Source organism: Micromonospora gifhornensis (assembly GCF_016863515.1).
Lineage (GTDB): Bacteria > Actinomycetota > Actinomycetes > Mycobacteriales > Micromonosporaceae > Micromonospora > Micromonospora gifhornensis.
This window is the reverse complement of sequence record NZ_BOPA01000029.1, coordinates 59166-79886: the sequence shown is the minus strand read 5'-3', so window position 1 is coordinate 79886 and position 20721 is coordinate 59166. Positions and strand designations below refer to the sequence as shown.

Annotated in this window: 21 protein-coding genes; 14 read left to right on the top strand and 7 right to left on the bottom strand. The window is 70.4% G+C overall.

What is annotated here, in order from left to right; translation table 11 throughout:
• Positions 1–125: 125 nt before the first annotated feature.
• Entirely contained in the window at positions 126–1097 is a 972-nt protein-coding gene (locus Vgi01_RS21265) for a C40 family peptidase (protein ID WP_204292145.1), read from the top strand.
• Positions 1098–1205: 108 nt separating this feature from the next.
• Here the strand turns inward: Vgi01_RS21265 and Vgi01_RS21260 are convergent, their stop codons facing one another.
• Both Vgi01_RS21260 and Vgi01_RS21255 read right to left on the bottom strand, forming a co-directional pair.
• Positions 1206–2195, bottom strand: coding sequence for a sigma-70 family RNA polymerase sigma factor (locus Vgi01_RS21260; RefSeq protein WP_102658601.1), 990 nt, complete (start codon positions 2193–2195; stop codon positions 1206–1208).
• Between the two features lie 446 nt (positions 2196–2641).
• Positions 2642–3490 carry a MurR/RpiR family transcriptional regulator gene (locus Vgi01_RS21255; protein WP_233196849.1) on the bottom strand — a complete coding sequence of 283 codons (849 nt, stop codon included), beginning with the start codon at positions 3488–3490 and terminating at the stop codon, positions 2642–2644.
• 95 nt (positions 3491–3585) lie between these two features.
• On the opposite strand from Vgi01_RS21255, the gene Vgi01_RS21250 reads away from it, so the two are divergent.
• Both Vgi01_RS21250 and Vgi01_RS21245 read left to right on the top strand, forming a co-directional pair.
• Positions 3586–3753: a hypothetical protein gene (locus tag Vgi01_RS21250; protein WP_204292144.1), complete on the top strand. Its 168-nt coding sequence runs from the start codon at positions 3586–3588 to the stop codon at positions 3751–3753.
• Between the two features lie 10 nt (positions 3754–3763).
• Positions 3764–4459: an SDR family NAD(P)-dependent oxidoreductase gene (locus Vgi01_RS21245; RefSeq protein WP_102658567.1), complete on the top strand. Its 696-nt coding sequence runs from the start codon at positions 3764–3766 to the stop codon at positions 4457–4459.
• On the opposite strand, the gene Vgi01_RS21240 is transcribed toward Vgi01_RS21245, so the two are convergent.
• Positions 4444–5118, bottom strand: coding sequence for a dTMP kinase (locus Vgi01_RS21240; RefSeq protein ID WP_204292143.1), 675 nt, complete (start codon positions 5116–5118; stop codon positions 4444–4446). The two genes, Vgi01_RS21245 and Vgi01_RS21240, sit on opposite strands and share 16 nt — an antisense overlap.
• A gap of 32 nt (positions 5119–5150) precedes the next feature.
• Here Vgi01_RS21240 and Vgi01_RS21235 point away from each other — a divergent pair, with 32 nt between their 5' ends.
• From Vgi01_RS21235 to Vgi01_RS21215, 5 genes are all read left to right on the top strand, one after another.
• Positions 5151–5948 (top strand): nucleotidyltransferase family protein, encoded by a 798-nt coding sequence (locus Vgi01_RS21235; protein WP_308441804.1) that lies wholly within the window; start codon positions 5151–5153, stop codon positions 5946–5948.
• Positions 5945–6217: a hypothetical protein gene (locus Vgi01_RS21230; RefSeq protein ID WP_102658569.1), complete on the top strand. Its 273-nt coding sequence runs from the start codon at positions 5945–5947 to the stop codon at positions 6215–6217. The genes Vgi01_RS21235 and Vgi01_RS21230 overlap by 4 nt, the downstream gene beginning before the upstream one ends.
• A gap of 10 nt (positions 6218–6227) precedes the next feature.
• On the top strand, positions 6228–7004 hold the full coding sequence (locus tag Vgi01_RS21225) for a metallophosphoesterase family protein (protein WP_204292142.1): 777 nt from the start codon (positions 6228–6230) through the stop codon (positions 7002–7004).
• On the top strand, positions 6995–7138 hold the full coding sequence (locus Vgi01_RS21220) for a GPGG-motif small membrane protein (protein ID WP_018786997.1): 144 nt from the start codon (positions 6995–6997) through the stop codon (positions 7136–7138). Before Vgi01_RS21225 ends, Vgi01_RS21220 begins: the two co-directional genes overlap by 10 nt.
• Positions 7139–7315: 177 nt before the next feature.
• Positions 7316–7816 carry a TspO/MBR family protein gene (locus Vgi01_RS21215; RefSeq protein ID WP_204292141.1) on the top strand — a complete coding sequence of 167 codons (501 nt, stop codon included), beginning with the start codon at positions 7316–7318 and terminating at the stop codon, positions 7814–7816.
• 55 nt (positions 7817–7871) lie between these two features.
• On the opposite strand, the gene Vgi01_RS21210 is transcribed toward Vgi01_RS21215, so the two are convergent.
• Positions 7872–8669, bottom strand: a complete 798-nt coding sequence (locus tag Vgi01_RS21210; protein WP_239089094.1) for a M23 family metallopeptidase — start codon at positions 8667–8669, stop codon at positions 7872–7874.
• A gap of 254 nt (positions 8670–8923) precedes the next feature.
• Between Vgi01_RS21210 and Vgi01_RS21205 the strand changes: the two genes are divergently transcribed.
• The 5 genes from Vgi01_RS21205 to Vgi01_RS21185 all read left to right on the top strand — a co-directional run bounded on the left by Vgi01_RS21205 (position 8924) and on the right by Vgi01_RS21185 (position 15168).
• Complete coding sequence (locus tag Vgi01_RS21205) at positions 8924–10276, top strand: ABC transporter substrate-binding protein (RefSeq protein WP_102658573.1); 1353 nt, start codon at positions 8924–8926, stop codon at positions 10274–10276.
• Positions 10277–10347: 71 nt separating this feature from the next.
• The gene (locus tag Vgi01_RS21200) at positions 10348–11400 is read left to right on the top strand and encodes a carbohydrate ABC transporter permease (RefSeq protein WP_102658574.1); all 1053 of its coding nucleotides are present in this window, start codon (positions 10348–10350) and stop codon (positions 11398–11400) included.
• A gap of 1 nt (position 11401) precedes the next feature.
• The gene (locus Vgi01_RS21195) at positions 11402–12364 is read left to right on the top strand and encodes a carbohydrate ABC transporter permease (protein WP_102658575.1); all 963 of its coding nucleotides are present in this window, start codon (positions 11402–11404) and stop codon (positions 12362–12364) included.
• Between the two features lie 57 nt (positions 12365–12421).
• Positions 12422–13456, top strand: coding sequence for a LacI family DNA-binding transcriptional regulator (locus tag Vgi01_RS21190; RefSeq protein WP_102658576.1), 1035 nt, complete (start codon positions 12422–12424; stop codon positions 13454–13456).
• A gap of 83 nt (positions 13457–13539) precedes the next feature.
• The gene (locus Vgi01_RS21185; protein WP_204292140.1) at positions 13540–15168 is read left to right on the top strand and encodes a glycoside hydrolase family 13 protein; all 1629 of its coding nucleotides are present in this window, start codon (positions 13540–13542) and stop codon (positions 15166–15168) included.
• 15 nt (positions 15169–15183) lie between these two features.
• On the opposite strand, the gene Vgi01_RS21180 is transcribed toward Vgi01_RS21185, so the two are convergent.
• The 3 genes from Vgi01_RS21180 to xylA all read right to left on the bottom strand — a co-directional run bounded on the left by Vgi01_RS21180 (position 15184) and on the right by xylA (position 19360).
• Positions 15184–16608 (bottom strand): MFS transporter, encoded by a 1425-nt coding sequence (locus tag Vgi01_RS21180; RefSeq protein ID WP_102658578.1) that lies wholly within the window; start codon positions 16606–16608, stop codon positions 15184–15186.
• 126 nt (positions 16609–16734) lie between these two features.
• On the bottom strand, positions 16735–18162 hold the full coding sequence (gene xylB, locus Vgi01_RS21175; protein ID WP_102658579.1) for a xylulokinase: 1428 nt from the start codon (positions 18160–18162) through the stop codon (positions 16735–16737).
• A 10-nt stretch (positions 18163–18172) separates the two neighbouring features.
• Complete coding sequence (gene xylA / locus Vgi01_RS21170; protein WP_013735577.1) at positions 18173–19360, bottom strand: xylose isomerase; 1188 nt, start codon at positions 19358–19360, stop codon at positions 18173–18175.
• Between the two features lie 49 nt (positions 19361–19409).
• Here xylA and Vgi01_RS21165 point away from each other — a divergent pair, with 49 nt between their 5' ends.
• The gene (locus tag Vgi01_RS21165) at positions 19410–20669 is read left to right on the top strand and encodes an ROK family transcriptional regulator (protein WP_102658580.1); all 1260 of its coding nucleotides are present in this window, start codon (positions 19410–19412) and stop codon (positions 20667–20669) included.
• Positions 20670–20721: the final 52 nt, after the last annotated feature.

Genomic DNA, 20721 nt, shown 5'->3' with positions numbered 1-20721 from the left:
CCTGTCGCGTACTACCTTGAGCGAGTCGGCCCGGTCGGCCGCCGTCCAGCCGGACGGCACCGGGCTGATGCCGCCGCGGAGCTTCAGCAGGCCCGCGCCGGCCATGGGAGAGGAGCATCGAGCTCTTGTCGCCCCTGTTACACACGCTGCGCGCCCTGTCCGTCACCGCGTTCGCACTGGTGCTCATCGCACCCGCGACGGTGGCCCGGGCCGAACCGTCCCCCGCCGAACTGACCCGGCGGATCGACAAGGCGTCCACCGAGTTGGAAAACGTGGTGGAGGCGCACAACGAGTTACGCGAGAAGATCAAGAAGAATCAGGCCGCCGTAGCCCGGCTCCAGGAACGGATCGGTCCACTGGAGCAGCAGGCCGCACAGAGCCGCGCGGATGTCAGCGAGTTGGCCGCCACCGCGTACAAGACCGGCAACCTCGGCGCGGTCGACGCGTTGCTGCACGGTGGCGACTCGGCGTCGGTGCTGGACCGGCTCGGCACGCTGGACCACCTGACCCGGCAACGCCAGGCGACAATCGCCGGCTACACCGCCGACCAGCGGCGACTGCTCGACGAGAAAACCCGACTGGACGTGACGCTGACCCAGCAGGCGGCCCGCTCGCGGGAGCTGAGCACCGCGAAGCGCCGGATCGAACGGGATCTGGCCAAGCTGTACGAACTGCGCCGGCAGGCGTACGGCCGAGCCGCCGAGCGTCCGAACAACCGGCCGGACAGCGCCAAGGACGCGCCGGCCGTCTCCGGCCAGGCCGGCGTGGCCGTCCGGTACGCCTACGGCGCGCTCGGCAAGCCGTACGCCTGGGGCCAGGACGGGCCGAACGGCTACGACTGTTCGGGTCTGACCTCTGCCGCCTGGCGGGCGGCGGGCAGGTCGCTGCCGCACAACACCCGGATGCAGTGGGGGGTGGTCGCCCACATCAGCCGCAGCGAACTGCGCCCGGGCGACCTGGTCTTCTACCGCAGCCTCGGGCACGTGGCGATCTACGTGGGCGGCGGGCAGGTCATCCACGCACCCACCTTCGGGCGGAACGTGGAGAAGCGTGCCGTCGATCTGATGACGCCGTACGGCTACGGCCGGGTGCGCTGAGTTCGCCGCCACCAGCGCGACGAGACGGCCGGGCGAGAGGCGGCAGGCACGACGAAGGGCCGGCGTCCCCCTATCGGACGCCGGCCCTTCGTCGTCATTACTACCAGGTCAGGCCGCCTGCAGACCCTCCGCGCGAGCCAGCTCACGGAGCCGGCCGAGCGCCTGGATCTCCAGCTGGCGGATCCGCTCCCGCGACAACGAGAACCGCGAGGCGACCTCGGTCAACGAGTGCTCCCGGCCGTCCTCGAGCCCGTAGCGAGCCCGCATGATGCCGGCGGAGCGGTCGTCCAGGTGGTTGAGCAGGCCCTCGATGCGCTGCCGCTCCAGGCCGGTGAGCACGATCTCCTCCGGCGAGGGCGCGTCGCTGTCGGCGACCAGATCACCGAGGTTGGTGTCGCCGTCGTCACCGACCGGCGTGTCCAACGACACGGTGTCCTGCGACCAGCGGACCAGCTCGTTGACCCGCTCGACGGTCACGCCCAGCGCCGCCGCGATCTGCTCCGGCTCCGGGTCGCTGCCCAGCTCACGGGTGAGCTGCCGGGCCACGTTGCGCATCCGGTTGACGTCCTCCACCAGGTGCACCGGCAGCCGCACGGTGCGCTCCTGCTGGGCGATCGCCCGGCTGATCGCCTGGCGGATCCACCACGTCGCGTAGGTGGAGAACTTGTAGCCACGCTCGTAGTCGAACTTCTCGACCGCCCGGACCAGACCGGTGTTGCCCTCCTGGATGAGATCCAGCATGGGCATCCCGGAACGGACGTAACGTCGGGCGATCGACACGACCAGGCGCAGGTTGGCGCGGATGAACAGGTCCTTGGCCCGCTCACCCTCGGCGACCAGCCGCGTCAGCTCATCCCGGGTGACACCGTCGGGTACGCGGTCCTCGCCGAGCAGGTGCTCGGCGTACAGGCCCGCCTCGATGGCCTTGGAGAGATCGACCTCCTTGGCGGCGTCCAGCAGTGGCGTCCGGGAGATCTCGTGCAGGTAGACTCCGACCAGGTCGCGCTCCTCGGCAACCTCGTCGGTTCGCATCCCGATGTTCTTGTCCACGTTGCCCACGGTCCCCTCAATCGCGCCGGTTACCCGGTTGCTTGCCATCCCCACGCCCATCAGCCCCTCCCCCGTAACCTCCGCTGTGCCCATCGGTGCTGACATCTACACAACAGATGAGACGTGTCGGGGAATTCCATGTCGTGGGTCGAAAGTGTCACGAATGCCTGATAATCAGCTGAGAGCACGGTCCATGTTTGCTGTCAGCACCCTGTCGGTGGTTGAGTCGACAGGGACCTGCTGAGGTCGACGGATCGACGAATCACTGACCGTACCGGCCTATGGCAACACCGCCTGGCCGTCGTACACAGCGACCCGGGTCACCACCGTGCTGCGATCCTGGTCACTGCCAAACACGCGTACGCGGACCGATTGGTTCATCCACGCCGGTGGTATTACCCCACGCCCTGATGAACAATCCGCACCCCGGTTCTATGCCCGGGTTTGCCCTGCTGCTGGCGCTGATGGCTCGTCCGATGCCATCGCGCCGACGATCATGCCCGCCGCCGGCCGGATTCGACCCGGCGGGAGCGGACCGCCTCGGTGCCGGCCTCCAGTGCTTTTCGCGCCCGGGGGCGGTTACGGGCAGCAACGCCGACGTAAAGGCAATCGACCACGGTGAGCTGAGCAATTCGGCTCGCCATCGCCCCCGAACGATAGGTGGTTTCGCGGGCCGCGGTGGTGAGCACGTGGTCGGCGAGTGCGGCGAGCGGTGACCGCGGGAAATTGGTGAGTGCCACGGTCGTCGCTGCTCTCGACCGTGCCTGCGCCAGCACCTCGATCACGTCGGAGGTGGCACCGGTGTGCGACACACCGACGGCGACGTCACCGCGCCCCAGCAGGGCCGCCGAGGTCAGGGCGGTGTGTACGTCGGGGAAGCAGAAGGCGGCGCGGCCGATGCGGTGCAGCTTCTGTTGGAAGTCCATCGCCACGAGGCCGCTGGCACTCACGCCGAAGATGACGATCCGGCCGGCGCCCACGATCGCCTCCACCACCTGATCGCAGACCGCCGGGTCGAGTTGCTCGGTGGTCTGTTCGACGGCGCGCGCGTCGTTGAAGCCGATCGTCGCGATGATCTGGGCCAGGTCGGCGCCGGGTGGGATGTTCCCGCCGGCGATTCGCCCGTCGGACGGTTCGATGCGCCGGGCCGCCTCGGCGGCGAGCCGGATCCGCAACTGCGGGTAGCCTTCGACGCCCACGGACCGACAGAACCGGATCACCGTCGCCTCGGAGGTCTCGGCGGCGGTGGCGAGGTCGGTGATGGTCCGTCGGGCCGCCTCGGCGGGGTCGGCGACCACCAGCCGGGCCACCCGCTGCTCCGCCGGCGACAGGGACGGGAGCATGCCACCGATGTGGACGATCAATCCGCTCGGCTCGTCGCTAGCAGAAATTTTCAGATCCTTCGCCACCAATGAAACTTACTTTCATCATGCCGGGGGTGCAATCGCACCGCCGGGCTCGGGACGGGCGCACCGGCGAGACCGGCGAGACCGGCAACCATGCCGGACAGCCTGGCATCCGCGGCGCGTACGGCGCTTCCCCCGCAGGGCCGGGCACCGCCGGTCGGGTGGGCCCGGTGCACCCGCCGACCGGTCGGCGGCAGTAGCGTGAGGACCATGGCGGGACGCAGCGTGTTGATCACCGGAGGCACCGGCGGGCTCGGCACCGCGGTGACCGCGACTTTCGTCGACGCGGGCTGGCGGGTGGTAGCTCCACAACGGAACCAACCGACGCCGCACCCCGAGCCGGACGCCAACGCGCCGGTGCGACTGGTCGCGGACCTGACCGACGCGGCCGACGCGGCGCGGGTCGCGGAGGTGGCCGCCGGGGACCCCGAGGCACCGCTGCGGGCGGTGATCAACCTCGTCGGCGGGTACGCCGGCACCGGCCTGGTGCACGAGACTCCGGTTGAGGAGTTCGACCGGATGCTCACCCTCAACCTGCGCCCGACTCATCTGGTCACCCGGGCGGCGCTGCCGCACCTGATCAGGGCGGGCGGCGGCGCGGTGGTGTGCGTGGCGTCCCGCGCGGCGGTCGCGCCCTTCCCCGGCGTGGCAGGTTACGTGACCGCCAAGGCCGCCGTGCTCGCCTTCGCCTCGGCCGTCGCGGTGGAGTACAAGACCGCCGGGGTGCGCTGCAACACGGTACTGCCGAGCGTCATCGACACGCCGAGCAACCGGGCGTCCATGCCGGACGCGGATCACTCCCGGTGGGTGGCACCAGCCGAGATCGCCTCGGTGATCCATTTCCTGGCCTCCGACGAGTCCGCGCCGACAAGTGGGGCGACCGTGCCGGTCTACGGCCGGGCCTGAACCGGCACCACGGCAGCGGTGCCCGCGGCGCGTACGCCACACCAGAGTGGGTCGGTTCCGGTCGGAGAGTTCTCCTCCGCCAACCATCCGGCCAGATGTCCCCGGATCTCCCGGGCCACCTCCTGGGCGGGCCGGGCCGCGTCGATGACGACGAACGTCGGGTACTCCGGCAGGGTGCGGTAGGCGTGGTCGGCGGCGGCCAGGTAGGTCGGGCTCTCCTGGTCGGTGCCACGTCGCTCGATCCGCCGGTACGCCTCGGCCGGGTCGATCGCCATCAGGAACGTCACCTGCGGTTGCGGGAAGATCCGGTAGGCGGCTCGGACGAAAGGCTCCCAGCGTCGCCCACCGTGCGCCCGGAGGCTGGCGTACTGGCAGACGGCGTAGCGGTCCATGATCGCCGTCCGGCGCGTCGCCCAGCAGGCGAGCAGTGCCGCCGCGATGGCCAGCCAGCGCAGGACGGACTCCACCAGGAGCATCCCGTCGCGCCCGACGAGCCGTTGCGCGTCCGGCCGGCCCAGCCGGTGGGCCGCCCGACCCAACCATCGTCGACCGCCCGCATTGCGGTGATATGTGGCGTAGTGACCGACTTCGGTAAGTGTGTCGGCGAGTAACTGCGCCTGAGTGGTTTTACCGGAACCGTCGATGCCGACCAGCGCCACGGCACGCAGCCGCGCCGCGCGTCTGCTGTTGGATGTCGGTGCCGAACAGGCCGGCCGAGAAGCTCGCGTCGAACTCACCACTCTCGACAGATTATCCGACCGGCGCTCACGGCCTGCGTGGTACCTCCCGGTTAGGGCAGGTTCACGGTGTTCCGCAAGCAGGACAGGTGTGGGCGGGCGGAATGCCGGGTACGGACCCTGAACCCCCCAGGGTGCACCCCCAACGAGTCGACGGGAGAGTCGAAATGGCCGAGCGCGACGACGAAACTCTTCTCCACACTCTGAAGAAGGTCGCCGCCGTGCTCAAGCAGGCCGACATTCCGTTCGCCCTCGGCGGGAGCTTCGCCGTCTACGCCCATGGCGGGCACTCCAGCGAGCACGACGTCGACTTCCTGATCCGTCAGGGCGACGTCGACGCCGCTCTGGAGGCGCTCGTGGCCGCCGGGTTCACCGCCGAGCGGCCACCGGAGGACTGGCTGGTCAAGGTCTACGACGGCGGCCGGATGGTGGACCTGATCCACCGCCCGATCGAGACCCCGGTGACCGAGGAGACCTTCACCGACACGGTGGTGCGTCCGGTCGACGCCATCCACATGCCGGTGCTGTCGGCGACCCAGCTGATGGTGCACAAGCTGCTCAGCTTCTCCCAGCACTACTGCGACTTCGCCCGGGGTCTGCCGTTGGCGCGGTCGCTGCGGGAGCAGATCGACTGGGAACGGGTACGTAAGGACACGCAGCACTCGCCGTACGCGGAGGCGTTCCTGGTGCTGCTGGACAGGCTGGACGTCGTGCCGGACGCCGGCACGGCCGACGGGAGGGGAACACCGTGACCGTGCACGACCCCGGCGCCGGACCACCCGACGAGTACGTCGAGGCGGAGATCCACCGGCTGCTCACCGAGGATCCGGCCGTGGCCGAACAGGGAATCACCGTGGTCCGTACGGAACGCGGCCTCGTGCTGTACGGCGAGGTGGAGAGCGCGAACCGGCGGAACGAGATCCTGCGCCGGGTGGCGGGACGCTTCCCGGACGTGCCGATCACCAGCGACATCGGGGTGACTCGCACGCAGGCGCCCACGGAGATCGAGCAACTGCCCTGAGGGAGGTTCCATGGTTATCCGGATCGCTGCCGTGGGTGACGTGCATCTGGACGAGGACGTGGTCGGCCGGTTCCGGCCGGCGCTGGAGGAGCTGCCCGGCCGCGCCGACGTCCTGCTGCTCGCCGGTGATCTGACCCGGCACGGCACCGAGGCCGAGGCGCGCTGTGTGGCCCAGGAGTTCGGGGGTCTGGGCGTACCGGTGATCGCCGTGCTCGGCAACCACGACCACCAGTGCGACCAGGTACCGCAGGTGGTCGGGGCGCTGACGGAGGCGGGGATCACCGTGCTGGAGGGCGACGGGGTGGTGCTCGACTGTGCCGACGGGCGACTGGGCGTGGCCGGGGTCAAGGGCTTCGGTGGCGGATTCGCCGGCCGCTGCGCCAGCGACTTCGGCGAGCCGGAGATGAAGGCCTTCGTCCGCACCACGACCGAGAGCGCCGACCGGCTGTCGGCGGCACTCCAGTCGCTGGACTGCGACGTGCTGGTCGCGCTCACCCACTACTCGCCGGTGCCGGACACCCTCGCCGGTGAGCCGTTGGAGATCTACCCCTTCCTCGGCTGCTACCAGTTGGGCCAGGCGATCGACTCCGCGCCGACCGCGCTGGCCCTGCACGGGCACGCGCACCACGGCTCGGAGCGGGGTGTCACCCCCGGCGGGGTCCGGGTACGCAACGTCGCCCATCCGGTGATCAAGCAGGCGTACAGCATCTTCTATCTGGGTGATCACCTGGATCAGGCAGAGGTTTCCTCAGTCGGCACCGGGGGTATTCAGCAATCATGGAGCTGATTCTCTGGATTCTCGCAGTTGTACTGGTCGTCGCCGGCATCCTCGCGCTGTTCCGCCGGCAGATCCTGTGGGGCATCGTCCTCATCGTGGTCGGGCTGCTGGTCGGCCCGGGTGGTGTCAGCATCTTCAGTTGACGTGGCGACAAAGGCGTCGCCCGCAAAAGGACCCGCCGGGGTCGTCGTGACCGGAACTCCGTCCTCCCGACCGGAGCCACCGGGCACGGCGACCCCGGCGTGCTGTCCGCACCGTTCGATGTGTTCACAGATCGGCACGCAGGTTTGCCTACCCCCTGACGCGGAGAAGCTGCCATCATGCGGATGACTACGGCACGTACCCGACAGCCCACCGGCGGCGCGCGACAGTGGTGGGCGCTGGCCGGTTTCGCGGTGGCCGTGTTCGCCGCGGCGGCCCTCGGCAGTCTGGCCGTCACCGGCACGTCGGCCGAGTACGCGAGCCTCGACCAACCCGGCTGGGCACCGCCCTCCTGGCTGTTCGGGCCGGTCTGGACCGTGCTCTACGCGATGATCGCGGTGGCCGGCTGGCTGGTCTGGCGTCGGGTCGGCTTCGGCCCGGCCCTGATCGCCTGGGTGGTGCAACTCGTGCTCAACGCCGCCTGGACGCCGTTGTTCTTCGGCGCCGGCCAGTACGGTCTGGCGTTCGTCGAGATCGTGGTGCTGTGGCTGGCGATCGGCGTCACCGTGCTGCTGTTCCGGCGGGTCAGCACACTGGCGACGGGGTTGCTGCTGCCCTACTGGGCCTGGGTCACCTTCGCCGCCGCGCTCAACTACTCGATCTGGCAGCTGAACGGGTGACCTCCCCCGGGCACGGCACTTGTGGCGCCGCGCCCAGGGTGTCGTCGAGGTGCCGTCAGCAGCGCGGGACGTTCGGGATGAACCCGTCGTGACCGGTGTAGACGTACACGTCCGCGATGAACCTGCCCGCGCCGATGCGGTTCCAGATCGAGCTGGTGCCGTACGTGCCGGTGACCGTGGTGCCCCGGGTCTGGCAGTGGATCGTGACTGAAGCGCCGTTGGCGAGCGAGCCGACGGCCGAGTAGCCGGTGCCCGGACCGGACCGTACGGTCAGGTTGGCACCTGCGGTGCGTACGGTGCCGGAGCCGGTGTTCGACGAGCAGCCGTTGCCGCTGGTGTAGGTCTTGGTGCCCCAGTACAACGCGAGCGTGCCGCTGAACCGGATCTTGATGTCGGCCCCGTTGAGCCGCTGCTCGTAGTGCAGGTGGGCGCCGCTCGAATTACCGGTGCTGCCGACCCAGCCGATCACCTTGCCGTAGCCCACCGACTGGCCGACGGAGACGTTGAAGCCGCTCAGGTGGGCGTAGTAGGTGTGGTAGCCGTTGCCGTGGTTGATCCGGACGTACTTTCCGTAGCTGGTGCCGCCCAGGTCGGTCACCCGGTCGACGGTGCCGGGCGCGCTGGCCACCACCGGGTCGCCGGCGTCGTTCGTGCGATTGAAATCGATGGCGTTGGCAGGGCTGTGGCCGCTGCGGGTCTGCCCGGACCACGACTGGCCGCAGGGGAACGGCACCTTGAAGGTCGGCGCGGCCATCGCGGGCGCCGCCGGCACCAGCACACCGACGACGAACAGCACCAGGGCTCCCGCGGCGACCAGCCGGGCCGCGACAGGATTCAGCCACCGATCAGGCATCTGACACCTCCGACGTTGAAACTGCTCAATGGGTGACAACCAGGGTGACAGGAATCCTTCCGTGTCGATAGATGCAGCATCCGGCGGGAGCGCGACCAGCGGCGGTGAGCCGATTTCGGGATTGTTACTCGTCCGTGTCGTCCCAGGGGTGGACCGCGCCCGATGCAAGCGCTTACATGTGAAAACGCCCCATCGGACCGGCGCCAGGATGACCGGATGCGACCCGGCCAGCGCCGGCTAGAAAGGAGGACGGCATGGCGGTCTTTGCCAGGCCACGCCAGGCCCTCGCGATCGCTGGCGTGCTCGGGCTGACGCTCGGCGTCACCGCGTGCGGCACCGGAAGCAGCGACAACAGCGGCGGCAACAACAACGCCGATTCCGCCGAGTGCGCCCCGTACGAGAAGTACCAGGGTCACAGCGGCAAGAAGGTGAGCATCTACTCCTCCATCCGCGATATCGAGGCCGACCGCCTCGACCAGTCGTGGAAGGAATTCGAGGACTGCACCGGCATCGACATCAGCCACGAGGGCAGTGGTGACTTCGAGGCGCAGCTGCCCGTACGCGCCGACGGCGGCAACGCGCCCGACATCGCGTTCATCCCGCAGCCCGGTCTGCTCCAGCGGTTCGCCGAGCGGGGCCAGATCAAGGCCGCCAGCGCCGACACCAAGGCGATGGCCGAGCAGAACTACCCGGCCGACTGGCTGAAGTACAGCACCGTCGGCGGCACCTTCTACGGCGCGCCGCTCGGCTCGAACGTCAAGTCGTTCGTCTGGTACTCGCCGAAGATGTTCCAGGAGAAGGGTTGGACCGTTCCGACCACCTGGGAAGAAATGATCAAGCTCAGCGACACCATCGCTGACAGCGGCACGAAGCCGTGGTGCGCGGGCATCGAGTCCGGTGACGCCACCGGCTGGCCGGCCACCGACTGGATCGAAGACGTCATGCTGCGTACGCAGACCCCCGAGGTCTACGACCAGTGGACGACGCACGAGATCCCGTTCAACGACCCGCGGGTCGTCGAGGCGGTCGACCGCGCCGGCACCATCCTGAAGAACGAGAAGTACGTCAACGGCGGCTTCGGCGGGGTGCGCAGCATCGCCACCACCGCGTTCCAGGAGGGTGGCATCCCGATCACGGCCGGCAAGTGCGCCCTGCACCGGCAGGCGTCGTTCTACGCCAACCAGTGGCCGGAGAACACCAAGGTGGCCGAGGACGGCGACGTGTTCGCGTTCTACTTCCCGGCCATCGACCCGTCGCGGGGCAAGCCGGTGCTGGGTGGCGGCGAGTTCGTGGTCGCCTTCGCCGACCGTCCCGAGGTGCAGGCGGTGCAGACCTACCTGGCCTCCGGTGAGCACGCCAACAGCCGCGCGAAGATCGGCGACTGGGTCTCGGCGAACAACAAGCTCGACCTGGCCAACGTGAGCAACCCGATCGACAAGCTCTCCGTGGAGATCCTCCAGGACGACAGCTCGGTCTTCCGGTTCGACGGTTCCGACCTGATGCCCGCCGCCGTCGGCGCCGGGACCTTCTGGAAGGGCATGGTCGACTGGATCAACGGTAAGGACACCGCCAGCGTCCTCCAGGGCATCGAGAGCAGCTGGAAGTAATTCCGGTGGTGGGCCGGTCCGCGTTCGCGGGCCGGCCCACCGGCTCCGTGGAGTAACCCCTGGGAGGGTTGATGAACTTCGACTTCGCCGACCAGGCGCCGAAGATGATGATGTTGCTGTGGGGGCTCGTCGCCTTCGCAGTGGTGGTCGGCGGCCTGCTCTTCGTGCTCGACGCGGTGCCGTCCTACTTCGCCCGGCGCCGCGAGGCGCAACTCGTCGCCGCCTCCGCCAGCGGGGCTCCGCTGCCTCGGCGGACCAAGCCCCGCGAGGGGTTCTTCGCGCTGTTCTTCCTGCTGCCGACGGTGTTGCTGCTGCTGATCGGTCTGGTGGTTCCGGCGCTGCGGACCACCCTGCTGTCGTTCATGGACGGCGGCAGTCAGAACTGGGTCGGCCTGGACAACTACCGCTGGATGTTCGCCGATGACGCGATCGTCCGGGTGCTGCTCAACACCCTGGTCTGGGTGACGCTGGTGCCGCTGGCCGCCACCGCCATCGGCCTGATCTACGCCGTGCTGGTGGACAAGGCCCGGCTGGAATCCGTCGCCAAGTCACTGATCTTCATGCCGATGGCGATCTCGTTCGTCGGCGCCAGCATCATCTGGCGGTTCGTGTACGCCTACCGGGGCGAGGACCAGGACCAGATCGGTCTGCTCAATCAGATCGTGGTCAGCCTCGGCGGCGAGCCCCGGCAGTGGCTGCTCGACTCGCCACTGAACACGCTGCTGCTCATCGTGATCATGGTGTGGATCCAGGCCGGTTTCGCCATGGTGGTGCTCTCCGCGGCGATCAAGTCCATCCCGGCCGACATCGTGGAGGCGGCCCGCCTCGACGGCGTCAATCCGTGGCAGATGTTCTGGCAGATCACCATGCCGAGCATCCGGCCCGCGCTGATCGTCGTGGTCGTCACCATCTCGATCGCCACGCTGAAGGTCTTCGACATCGTGCGGACCACGACCAACGGCAACTACGACACCAGCGTGATCGCCAATGAGATGTACAACCAGGCGTTCCGGTACGGCCAGAACGGGCAGGGCTCCGCGCTCGCGGTGTTCCTGTTCATCCTGGTGGTGCCGATCGTGATCTTCCAGATCCGGAACCTGCGTCAGCAGCGACGGGAGGGCTGAGATGACCACCACCACTCCCCCGGCCGCGGTCGGCGCCCAGCAGAACGACGGTTCCACCCGGGCCTCGCGGGTGCGCAAGCGACTCAACAGCCGTACGGCGACAGTGGTCGCGATCGTCATCGCGGTGGTCTGGACGATCCCCACCTTCGGCCTGTTCATCTCCTCGTTCCGGCCAGAGGCGGAACTGAAGACCACCGGCTGGTGGACGGCCTTCACCGATCCCCAGTTCACCCTCAAGAACTACCAGGACGTGTTGTTCGGGCAGTCCGCCTCGTCGGGGCAGCTCGCCAACTACTTCGTCAACTCGCTGGTGATCACCCTGCCGTCGGTGTTGTTCCCACTGGCCTTCGCGGCACTGGCCGCGTACGCGCTGGCCTGGATCAACTTCCGCGGCCGGGACTGGCTCTACATCGGCATCTTCGCGCTCCAGATCGTGCCGTTGCAGATGGCCCTGGTGCCGCTGCTCAGCTTCTTCTCGCGCGGAGTCAGCCTGGGCGGGATCACCCTGATGCCCGCCTGGAACCTCGACGGCGCACAGAACTTCGCCCAGGTGTGGTTCGCACACACCTGCTTCGCGCTGCCGTTCGCCGTGTTCCTGCTGCACAACTTCATCTCACAACTGCCCAAGGATCTGATGGAGGCGGCCCGGGTCGACGGGGCCACCCACCCCAAGATCTTCCGCACCATCGTGCTGCCGTTGGTCGCACCCGCCCTGGCCGCGTTCGCCATCTTCCAGTTCCTCTGGGTCTGGAACGACCTGCTGGTCGCGCTGATCTTCGCCGGTGGCAGCGAGGTCACCGCACCACTGACCGTGCGGCTGGCCGAACTGGCCGGTACCCGGGGCAACGAATGGCAACGGTTGACCGCTGGGGCGTTCGTCTCGATCGTCGTACCGCTGATCGTGTTCCTGTCGTTGCAGCGCTACTTCGTTCGAGGGCTGCTCGCCGGCAGCGTCAAGGGCTGACCCACCGGTGGTGCCGCCGTAGCGGCGGCACCACCGCAGGTCGTGAGTGGGGTTACCGTGACGAGGATCGACGATGTCGCCCGGTTGGCCGGAGTCTCCACCGCCACCGTCTCCCGGGCGCTGCGGGGACTGCCCACCGTGTCGGCGGCGACCCGCCGACGGGTGCTGGCCGCCGCCGAGCAGTTGCAGTACGCCGTCTCACCGAGCGCATCGCGCCTGGCCGGTGGCCGTACCGGTGCCATCGCCGTGGTGGTTCCCCGGATCACCCGCTGGTTCTTCGGGGTGGTCGTCGAGGCGGTCGAGGACTTCCTCCACCAGTGCGGCTACGACCTGTTGCTGCACAACCTGGGCGGGCGGGAACAGAACCGTCAGCGCCTGCTGCACCCCGCCAACCTGCACAAACGGGTCGACGGCGTGATGCTGGTCGCCACCCCGTTGCGGCCCGCCGACCTGACCGCCCTGACCACGCTGGACCTGCCCGGGGTGACCGTCAGCTCCGGCACCGGCGTGCCCGGCTGGCCCTGCGTACGCATCGACGACGTGGCCGCCGCGCGGATCGCCACCCGGCACCTGCTGGACCTCGGTCACCGGCGGATCGCGCACATCTCCGGCGACCCCGACGACGAGTTGGCCTTCACCGCGCACCTGGACCGGCGGCGTGGCTACCAGGAGGCGCTGCGCGCGGCCGGGCTGTGGCCGGACCCGACCCTCGACGTGGAGTCCGGGTTCGACATCGCCGGCGGCACCCGGGCCACCGAGGAACTCCTGCGCCGAGGTGACCCGCCGACGGCCATCTTCGCCGCCTGCGACGAGATGGCGATGGGCGCGTTGACCGCCCTGCGCGACGCCGGCCTGCGCGTACCGCAGGACGTCAGCCTGATCGGCATCGACGACCATGCGCTCTCCGGCGTGCTCGGCCTGAGCACCATCGCCCAACCGGCGGCCGAGCAGGGGCGGCTGGCCGCCGAGATGCTGATCGACCCGCTTCGCGGGCGGACCCGCGCCTCCGACTGCGGCGCGGACGAGCTGCCGGTGATCCTGCCCACTCGGCTGGTCGTACGGGACTCGACCGCCCCACCACGGGCAAACTGATTCGACGGGTCACCGTCGCCCGCCGCCGCAACCCGCTCGGACCATGGGAGTACGCCCTGAACGACAACCCGACCCCCCAGCCCGTGCCCGCCGTGACGACCACCGGATGGTGGACCGAGGCGGTGATCTACCAGATCTACCCGCGCTCGTTCAGTGACTCCGACGGCGACGGTATCGGTGACCTGCCCGGCATCACCGCCCGCCTGGATCATCTGCGCCAGCTGGGGGTCGACGCGATCTGGCTCTCCCCGTTCTACCCGTCGCCGCAGGCCGACGCCGGGTACGACGTGGCCGACTACCGGGACGTCGAGCCGCTGTTCGGCACGCTGGCCGACGCCGACGACCTGATCGCCCAGGCACACGCCCGCGGGCTGCGGGTGATCGTCGACCTGGTGCCCAACCACACCTCGTCGGCCCACGAGTGGTTCCGGCAGGCCCTGGCCGCCGGGCCGGGCAGCCCTGAGCGGCAGCGCTACATCTTCCGCGACGGGCGGGGACCCGACGGTGCCGAACCGCCGAACGACTGGCAGAGCGTCTTCGGCGGGCCGGCCTGGACCCGCGTCGCCGACGGCCAGTGGTACCTGCACCTGTTCGACACCGCCCAGCCCGACCTGAACTGGGACGAGCCGCAGGTACGCGCGGAGTTCCTGGACGTGCTGCGGTTCTGGCTGGACCGTGGGGTGGACGGCTTCCGGGTGGACGTCGCACACGGCCTGATCAAGCAGGCCGACCTGGCCGACTGGCACGAGCCGCAGGAGATCCTCTCCGGGCAGGAGGTGGACAAGCCACGCCCGCCGATGTGGGACCAGGACGGCGTACACGAGATCTACCGGGACTGGCGGCGGCTGCTGGACGGTTACCCCGACGAACGTGTCCTGGTGGCCGAGGCGTGGGTGGAGCCGGCCGAGCGGCTGGCCCGCTACGTCCGCCCCGACGAGATGCACCAGGCGTTCAACTTCGAGTACCTGCTCGCCGCGTGGACCGCCCCGGCCCAGTACGCGGTCATCACCCGCTCGCTGGAGGCCACCGACGCGGTCGGCGCGCCCACCACCTGGGTGCTGTCCAATCACGACGTGGTGCGCCACGCCTCCCGGCTCGGCCTGCCGATCGGCACCCCGCGACCCAACGGCATCGGCATCGGCGACCCGCAGCCGGATGCCGCGGTCGGTCTTCGCCGGGCCCGTGCGGCCACCCTGCTGATGCTCGCTCTGCCCGGCTCGGCCTACCTCTACCAGGGTGAGGAACTCGGCCTGCCGGAACACACGTTGATGCCCGACGAGGCCCGCCAGGACCCGACCTGGGAACGCAGCGGGCACACCCAACGCGGCCGGGACGGCTGCCGGGTGCCGATCCCCTGGGAGGCGGACGCGCCGTCGTACGGCTTCGGGCCGACCGACGCGAGTTGGCTGCCCCAGCCCGGTGTGTGGGCCGAGTACGCGCTGGACCGCCAGCGTGACGTGCCCGGCTCGACCTACGAGATGTACCGCACGGCGCTGCGCCTGCGGCGTAGCCACGCCTTGGGTCGGGGCACCGTGCAGTGGCTCTCCTCCGGCGACGAGGTGCTGACCTTCCGCAACGGCGACGTGGTGGTGCTCACCAACTTCGGCACCGCCGGTGTACCGCTGCCCGCCGGCGAACTGCTGCACAGCAGCGCGCCACTGGACGAGGACGGCTCCGTCCCCACCGACGTCACCGTCTGGGTGAAAGTGTAAGGAAGGGCACCTTCCTTACAGCTTCTCCGCGCGGGTGTGCAGGAGGTGCGCGACGTCAGAGATGTCCTTGGGTGAGGTGCGGGCGGCGAGCCAGTACATGATGCCGGTGGGGATGAAGAAGAGCTGGAAGGCGGCCAGCCCGACCGCGTAGTTCAACGGTGGTGGGAACGCCGCCCGCAGGGCGTGGAAGGCCACTCCGACCAGCCCGTTCCCGGCCGCCCGTCCCACCCCGTTGACCAGGTTGCCCAGGCTGTAGACAGTGCCCCGGTGCTCCGGCGGGTTCGCGTCGGCGATCAGGGCGAACCAGTTCGGCGAGTTCGCCGAGGTCAGCGCCAGCGCGAGCAGCGCGGTGAGCAGGCTCAGCCCGACGGTGGGCTCGGTGACGACGCTGGCCAGCACGGCCCGTACCACCGCGCCGGTGCCGGCGCCGTCGGGCACGTCGATGCGGATCGGCACGAAGAAGAGCACCAGATAGAACGGCACCGCGGCGAGCACGCCGACTGCGGCGACCATGGCCCGACCGGACGGCGTACGCCGTTGCAGCGCGTCGCCGACCAGACCACCGACGATGGAGAGCACCCCGCCGAGCTGGAACAGGGTGGCGAAGACGCTGCCCACCACGATCGCGGTAGCCATCGAGTAGCCCTGGTCCTGGGCCCGCTCGGCGAACAGCACCGGCAACCAGACAAGCGAACCGAAGGCGGCCTGCGCGGTGAGGCCCTGGAGGATGAGCCAGCGGTTGGTCCGGCGGCCGAGAATGACGGGCAGGTCACGGCGGCTGATCCGGTAGTCGTAGTCCGCGCCGCCAGCCAACGCGTCGGCCAGTTCCGGTTCGCTCTGGCCGCGCCGGATGTCGTACGTGAGCAGGTAGGCCGCCGTGGCGACCAGGCCGACGACGGCGAGCAGCAGGAACGGGCGACGCCAGTCGACCGCACCGAGCAGCCCACCGACGAGGGTGCCGGCCAGCGTGCCAGCGCCCTGGGACAACCCCCAGAAGCTCATCACCAGGCCCCGCCGACGCGGCGAGATCAGGTCGGTGACCACCGAGAAGCCGACCGAGCCGACCGCGCCCAGCCCCACCGCGGCGAGCAGTTGCGCGGCCAGAAAGGTCGGATAGCTCCCGGCCAGAGCACTGCCACCGGTCCCGACGGCCCAGATCAGGGTGCCGATCATCAGCAGCGGTTTGCGGTTGGTGCGGTCGCCGAAATAGGCCCAGCCGACCGCCGCGACCGCGCTGACCAGGAAGCTGACCGCGGTGACCAGGCCGAGCAGGCGCTGCGGCACCGCGAACGACTCCGCGATCGCGCCGTACAGCGGTGGCACCAGCCCGATCGCCACGTTGTCCAGCGAGGCGAGCAGCACGAACACGACGACGCTGTAGAGGCGGTGCGCCGCGCCACCACCCCACACCCGTGGGGCCCGGCCCGTGGTCGACGTCATGCGGGCAGCCAACCAGGACGCGACGACGGACCGATCACCGGCCCACCCCATCGTGCGCAACGAAATCCCCGGACCGAGTGGCTCCACCCCCGTGGAAGCCACTCGATCCGGGGATCAAGGGGTGGATCACCCCTGGGCCAGGCGGTCCAGGTGGTGATCGCGGGCCAGCGCGTAACGCTCCCGGATGGCCGGGACCGGTTCGGCGGCGTACTCCCGGGTGCCGGCAGGCGTCCAGGAGGGCGCCTCCGCCGTGCCGAGCGCCAACCAGGCGGCCTGGCGGGCGGCGCCGTCGGCGACGTACTCGCCGGGCGGCGGGACGACCACCGGGCAGCCGAAGACCTGCGCGGCGATGCGTCGTACGGCGGCGGAGCGGGCCCCGCCACCGACCAGGAGCACCCGGCGGGGCTGCGCGCCCTGGGCGGCCAGCGCGTCGAGACCGTCGGCGAGCGCGCAGAGCATGCCCTCCACGGCCGCCCGCGCCAGGTGCGCCGGGGTCGAGGTCCGCAGGGTCAATCCGTGCACCGCCCCGGTGGCCAGCGGCCGGTTCGGGGTGCGCTCACCCTCCAGGTACGGCACCAGCACCAGCCCGTCCGCCCCGGGCGGGGCGGACAGCGCGAGGTCGGCCAACTCGTCCAGCCCGACCCGGAGCATCCCGGCGGCGGCGTCCAGCACCCGGGCCGCGTTGAGCGTGGCGACCAGCGGCAGGAACCGGCCGGTCACGTCGGCGAACCCGGCGACGGTGCCGCCGGCGTCGGCGGCCGGGGTCTCCGCGATGCTGAAGACGGTGCCGGACGTACCGATCGAGACCAGCACGTCACCGGAACCGGCACCCACCCCGAAGCCGGCAGCGGCGTTGTCGCCGGCACCGGGAGCGAGCAGCGCCGGCGCGGCACCGGGCACGGCTGCCGGGTCGAGGTGACCGGCGGACTCGGCCGGGCCGAGCACGGTGGGTACCCGTACCACCCGGCCGAGTGCGCGTTCCAGCAGGTCGGGACGGTACTCCCCGGTGGCCGGCGACCAGTAGCCGGTGCCGCTGGCGTCGCTGCGGTCGGTACGCAACGCGTCCAGCCCGGGTGCACCGGCCAGCCGCCAGGTCAGCCAGTCGTGGGGCAGGCAGACGGCAGCCACCCGCTCGGCGTTGGCCGGCTCGTGTCGGGCCAACCAGCGCAGCTTGGTGACGGTGAAGCTGGCCACCGGCACGCTGCCCACGGCGTCGGCCCAGAAGCGCCCACCGCCGGCCTCCGCCACCAGTTCGGCGGCGGCGTCGGCCGAGCGGGTGTCGTTCCACAGCAGGGCCGGCCGGATCACCTGCCCGGCGTCGTCCAGGCAGACCATGCCGTGCTGCTGACCGGCGACGGAGACCGCGGCGACGTCGGCCAGTCCGCCGGCGGCCTCGATCGCCGTCTGGAGGGCCGACCACCAGGCCTCCGGGTCGACCTCGGTGCCATCGGGGTGCGGTGCCCGGCCCTGGCGTACCAGGGTGCCGGTCTCCGCATCCCGGACGACCACCTTGCAGGACTGGGTGGAGGAGTCCACCCCCGCGACGAGCGGCATGCCGTCCGCCTCAGCGTGCGCCGAGCAGGTGCTCGACGGCGAGCTGGTTGAGCCGGACGAAGCCGAAGCCACGGGCGGCGACGGCGTCGACGTCGAACTCCTCGAACGCGCTGGTGTCGGCGAGCAGTTCGGCGTACCCCTCGCCCTCGCCCAGCGTCGGCACGCCCAGCTCGGCGACCTTGCTGGCAGCGAGCGCCTCGGCCACCTCCGGGTCGGCCCGGAACGCCGCGGCCCGCTCCTTGAGCAGCAGGTAGGTGCGCATGTTCGCCTCAGCGGAGGCCCACACGCCGTCGAGGTCCTCGGTGCGGGAGGGCTTGTAGTCGAAGTGCCGCGGCCCCTCGTAGGCCGGCGCGCCGGCCGGGCCGCCGTGCTCCAGCAGGTCGACCAGGGCGAAGGAGTTGAGCAGGTCACCGTGGCCGAAGACCAGGTCCTGGTCGTACTTGACGCCGCGCTGGCCGTTGAGGTCGATGTGGAACAGCTTGCCCTGCCAGAGCGCCTGGGCGATGCCGTGGGCGAAGTTGAGCCCGGCCATCTGCTCGTGGCCGACCTCCGGGTTCAGGCCGACCCGCTCCGGGTGGGCGAGGGTGGAGATGAACGCCAGGGCGTGCCCGACGGTGGGCAGCAGGATGTCGCCGCGCGGCTCGTTCGGCTTGGGCTCCAGCGCGAACCGCAGGTCGTAGCCGCGGTCGATGACGTACTGGCAGAGCAGGTCGACGGCCTCCCGGTAGCGCTCCAGCGCCGCCTGGACGTCCTTGGCGACGTCGTACTCGGCGCCTTCCCGGCCACCCCACATGACGAACGTCTTGGCACCCAGCTCGGCGGCGAGGTCGACGTTGCGCAGCACCTTGCGCAGCGCGAAGCGCCGCACGTCACGGTCGTTGCTGGTGAAGCCGCCGTCCTTGAAGACGGGCTGCTGGAACAGGTCGGTGGTGACCATCGGCACCACCAGGCCGGTCTCGTCGAGCGCCTTGCGGAACCGGGCGATCTGCGCGTCACGGGTGGCGGCGTCCGACCCGAAGGGGATGAGGTCGTCGTCGTGGAAGGTCACCCCGTACGCGCCCAGTTCGGCGAGTCGGTGCACCGACTCCACCGGGTCGATGGCGGTACGGGTGGCGTGGCCGAACGGGTCTCGACCCTGCCAGCCGACCGTCCAGAGCCCGAAGGAGAACTTGTCGGCGGGGGTGGGACGGGGTGCCATGGCAGACCTCCGGTGATGTCGTCCGCTATTTGTTCAGTGGTTGAATTAAATGGCGGTGATGTGGCAGTGTCAAGAGGTGATCCCAACCGCAGCCCCGGCCGGCGCGGTGCGCCAGGGCAGCCTCCGCGAACTGAACCTCGCCCTCGTGCTCGGCCGGATCGCCGCCGCCCCCCGACCCCCCTCACGGGCCGCGCTGGCGGCCGAGACCGGCCTGACCCGGGCCACGGTCTCCGCCGTGGTGGAAGACCTCGTCGCCGGACGGCTGGTCACCGAGGCGGAGCCGCAGCCGCGCTCCGGTGCCGGCCGACCGGCCCGTGGTCTGGTGCTCGCCGGTGACGGCCCGGCCGGGCTGGGCCTGGAGGTCAACGTCGACTACCTGGCCGCCTGCGTCGTCGATCTCGCCGGTGAGGTCCGGCACCACTGCGTGCACCGTGCCGACCTGCGGCCGGTCTCCCCCGCCGACGCGCTGGGCCGGCTGGTGCGGCTGGCCGCCGAGGCCCGCGCCGCCGCCGACGCACAGGGCCTCATCCTGGCCGGCGCCGCCCTGGGGGTGCCCGGCCTGGTCGACGACGTCGGTCTGGTCCGGCTCGCACCGAACCTCGGCTGGCGCGACGTGCCGGTCCCCGAGCTGCTGGCCGAACATCCACCGCTGACCGAGGTGATCGATGGCGTGCCGGCGCTGGTGGTGGACAACGAGGCCAACCTGGCCGCGCTGAGCGAGTTGCACGCGGGTGCCGGTCCGGGCAGCTTCCTGCACATCTCCGGCGAGGTCGGCATCGGTGCCGGCATCGTGCTCGACAACGCCCTGTACCGAGGCGCCCGAGGCTGGAGCGGGGAGATCGGCCACATCCCGGTACGACCGGACGGCCCGCCCTGCCGGTGCGGCGGTCGGGGCTGCCTGGAGCGCTACGCCGGACAGGAGTCGATCCTCGCCGCGGCCGGCCTGGCCGGGGCGGATCTGCCCGCCGACACCGCGCCGAACCGGTTGGCCGAGCTTGCCGGGGCCGGCGACGCGACAGTGCTGCACGCCCTGCACGAGGCCGGCGTGGCGCTCGGGGTGACCGTGTCCAGCGTGATCAACCTGCTGGATCTCGACACGGTGGTGCTCGGCGGCGGCTACGCGCCACTGGCACCCTGGCTGCGGCCACCGATGCTCGCGGAGATCGAGCGTCGGGTGCTGACCGCGGCCTGGTCGCCGGTGACCGTCCGTCCGGCGGTCCTCGGGGCGACCGCCGCCGCCGTCGGCGCGGCCGGATCGGTGGTACGCCGGATCATCGCCCGACCCGTCGCCTGGTTGGCCCGGCTGTAGCGGGCAGCGCGTCGCGCATCTCGGCATGTCGGTGTGTCGGGGGTACTCGGTA

Coding starts and splice junctions, on each gene's coding strand:
- Vgi01_RS21260 (WP_102658601.1), bottom strand. CDS start 2,195: ATGGCAAGCAACCGGGTAACCGGCGCGATTGAGGGGACCGTGGGCAAC.
- Vgi01_RS21255 (WP_233196849.1), bottom strand. CDS start 3,490: ATGCTCCCGTCCCTGTCGCCGGCGGAGCAGCGGGTGGCCCGGCTGGTG.
- Vgi01_RS21245 (WP_102658567.1), top strand. CDS start 3,764: ATGGCGGGACGCAGCGTGTTGATCACCGGAGGCACCGGCGGGCTCGGC.
- Vgi01_RS21235 (WP_308441804.1), top strand. CDS start 5,151: ATGTCGGTGCCGAACAGGCCGGCCGAGAAGCTCGCGTCGAACTCACCA.
- Vgi01_RS21225 (WP_204292142.1), top strand. CDS start 6,228: ATGGTTATCCGGATCGCTGCCGTGGGTGACGTGCATCTGGACGAGGAC.
- Vgi01_RS21220 (WP_018786997.1), top strand. CDS start 6,995: ATGGAGCTGATTCTCTGGATTCTCGCAGTTGTACTGGTCGTCGCCGGC.
- Vgi01_RS21215 (WP_204292141.1), top strand. CDS start 7,316: ATGCGGATGACTACGGCACGTACCCGACAGCCCACCGGCGGCGCGCGA.
- Vgi01_RS21210 (WP_239089094.1), bottom strand. CDS start 8,669: ATGCCTGATCGGTGGCTGAATCCTGTCGCGGCCCGGCTGGTCGCCGCG.
- Vgi01_RS21205 (WP_102658573.1), top strand. CDS start 8,924: ATGGCGGTCTTTGCCAGGCCACGCCAGGCCCTCGCGATCGCTGGCGTG.
- Vgi01_RS21200 (WP_102658574.1), top strand. CDS start 10,348: ATGAACTTCGACTTCGCCGACCAGGCGCCGAAGATGATGATGTTGCTG.
- Vgi01_RS21195 (WP_102658575.1), top strand. CDS start 11,402: ATGACCACCACCACTCCCCCGGCCGCGGTCGGCGCCCAGCAGAACGAC.
- Vgi01_RS21180 (WP_102658578.1), bottom strand. CDS start 16,608: ATGACGTCGACCACGGGCCGGGCCCCACGGGTGTGGGGTGGTGGCGCG.
- xylB (WP_102658579.1), bottom strand. CDS start 18,162: ATGCCGCTCGTCGCGGGGGTGGACTCCTCCACCCAGTCCTGCAAGGTG.
- xylA (WP_013735577.1), bottom strand. CDS start 19,360: ATGGCACCCCGTCCCACCCCCGCCGACAAGTTCTCCTTCGGGCTCTGG.
- Vgi01_RS21165 (WP_102658580.1), top strand. CDS start 19,410: ATGGCGGTGATGTGGCAGTGTCAAGAGGTGATCCCAACCGCAGCCCCG.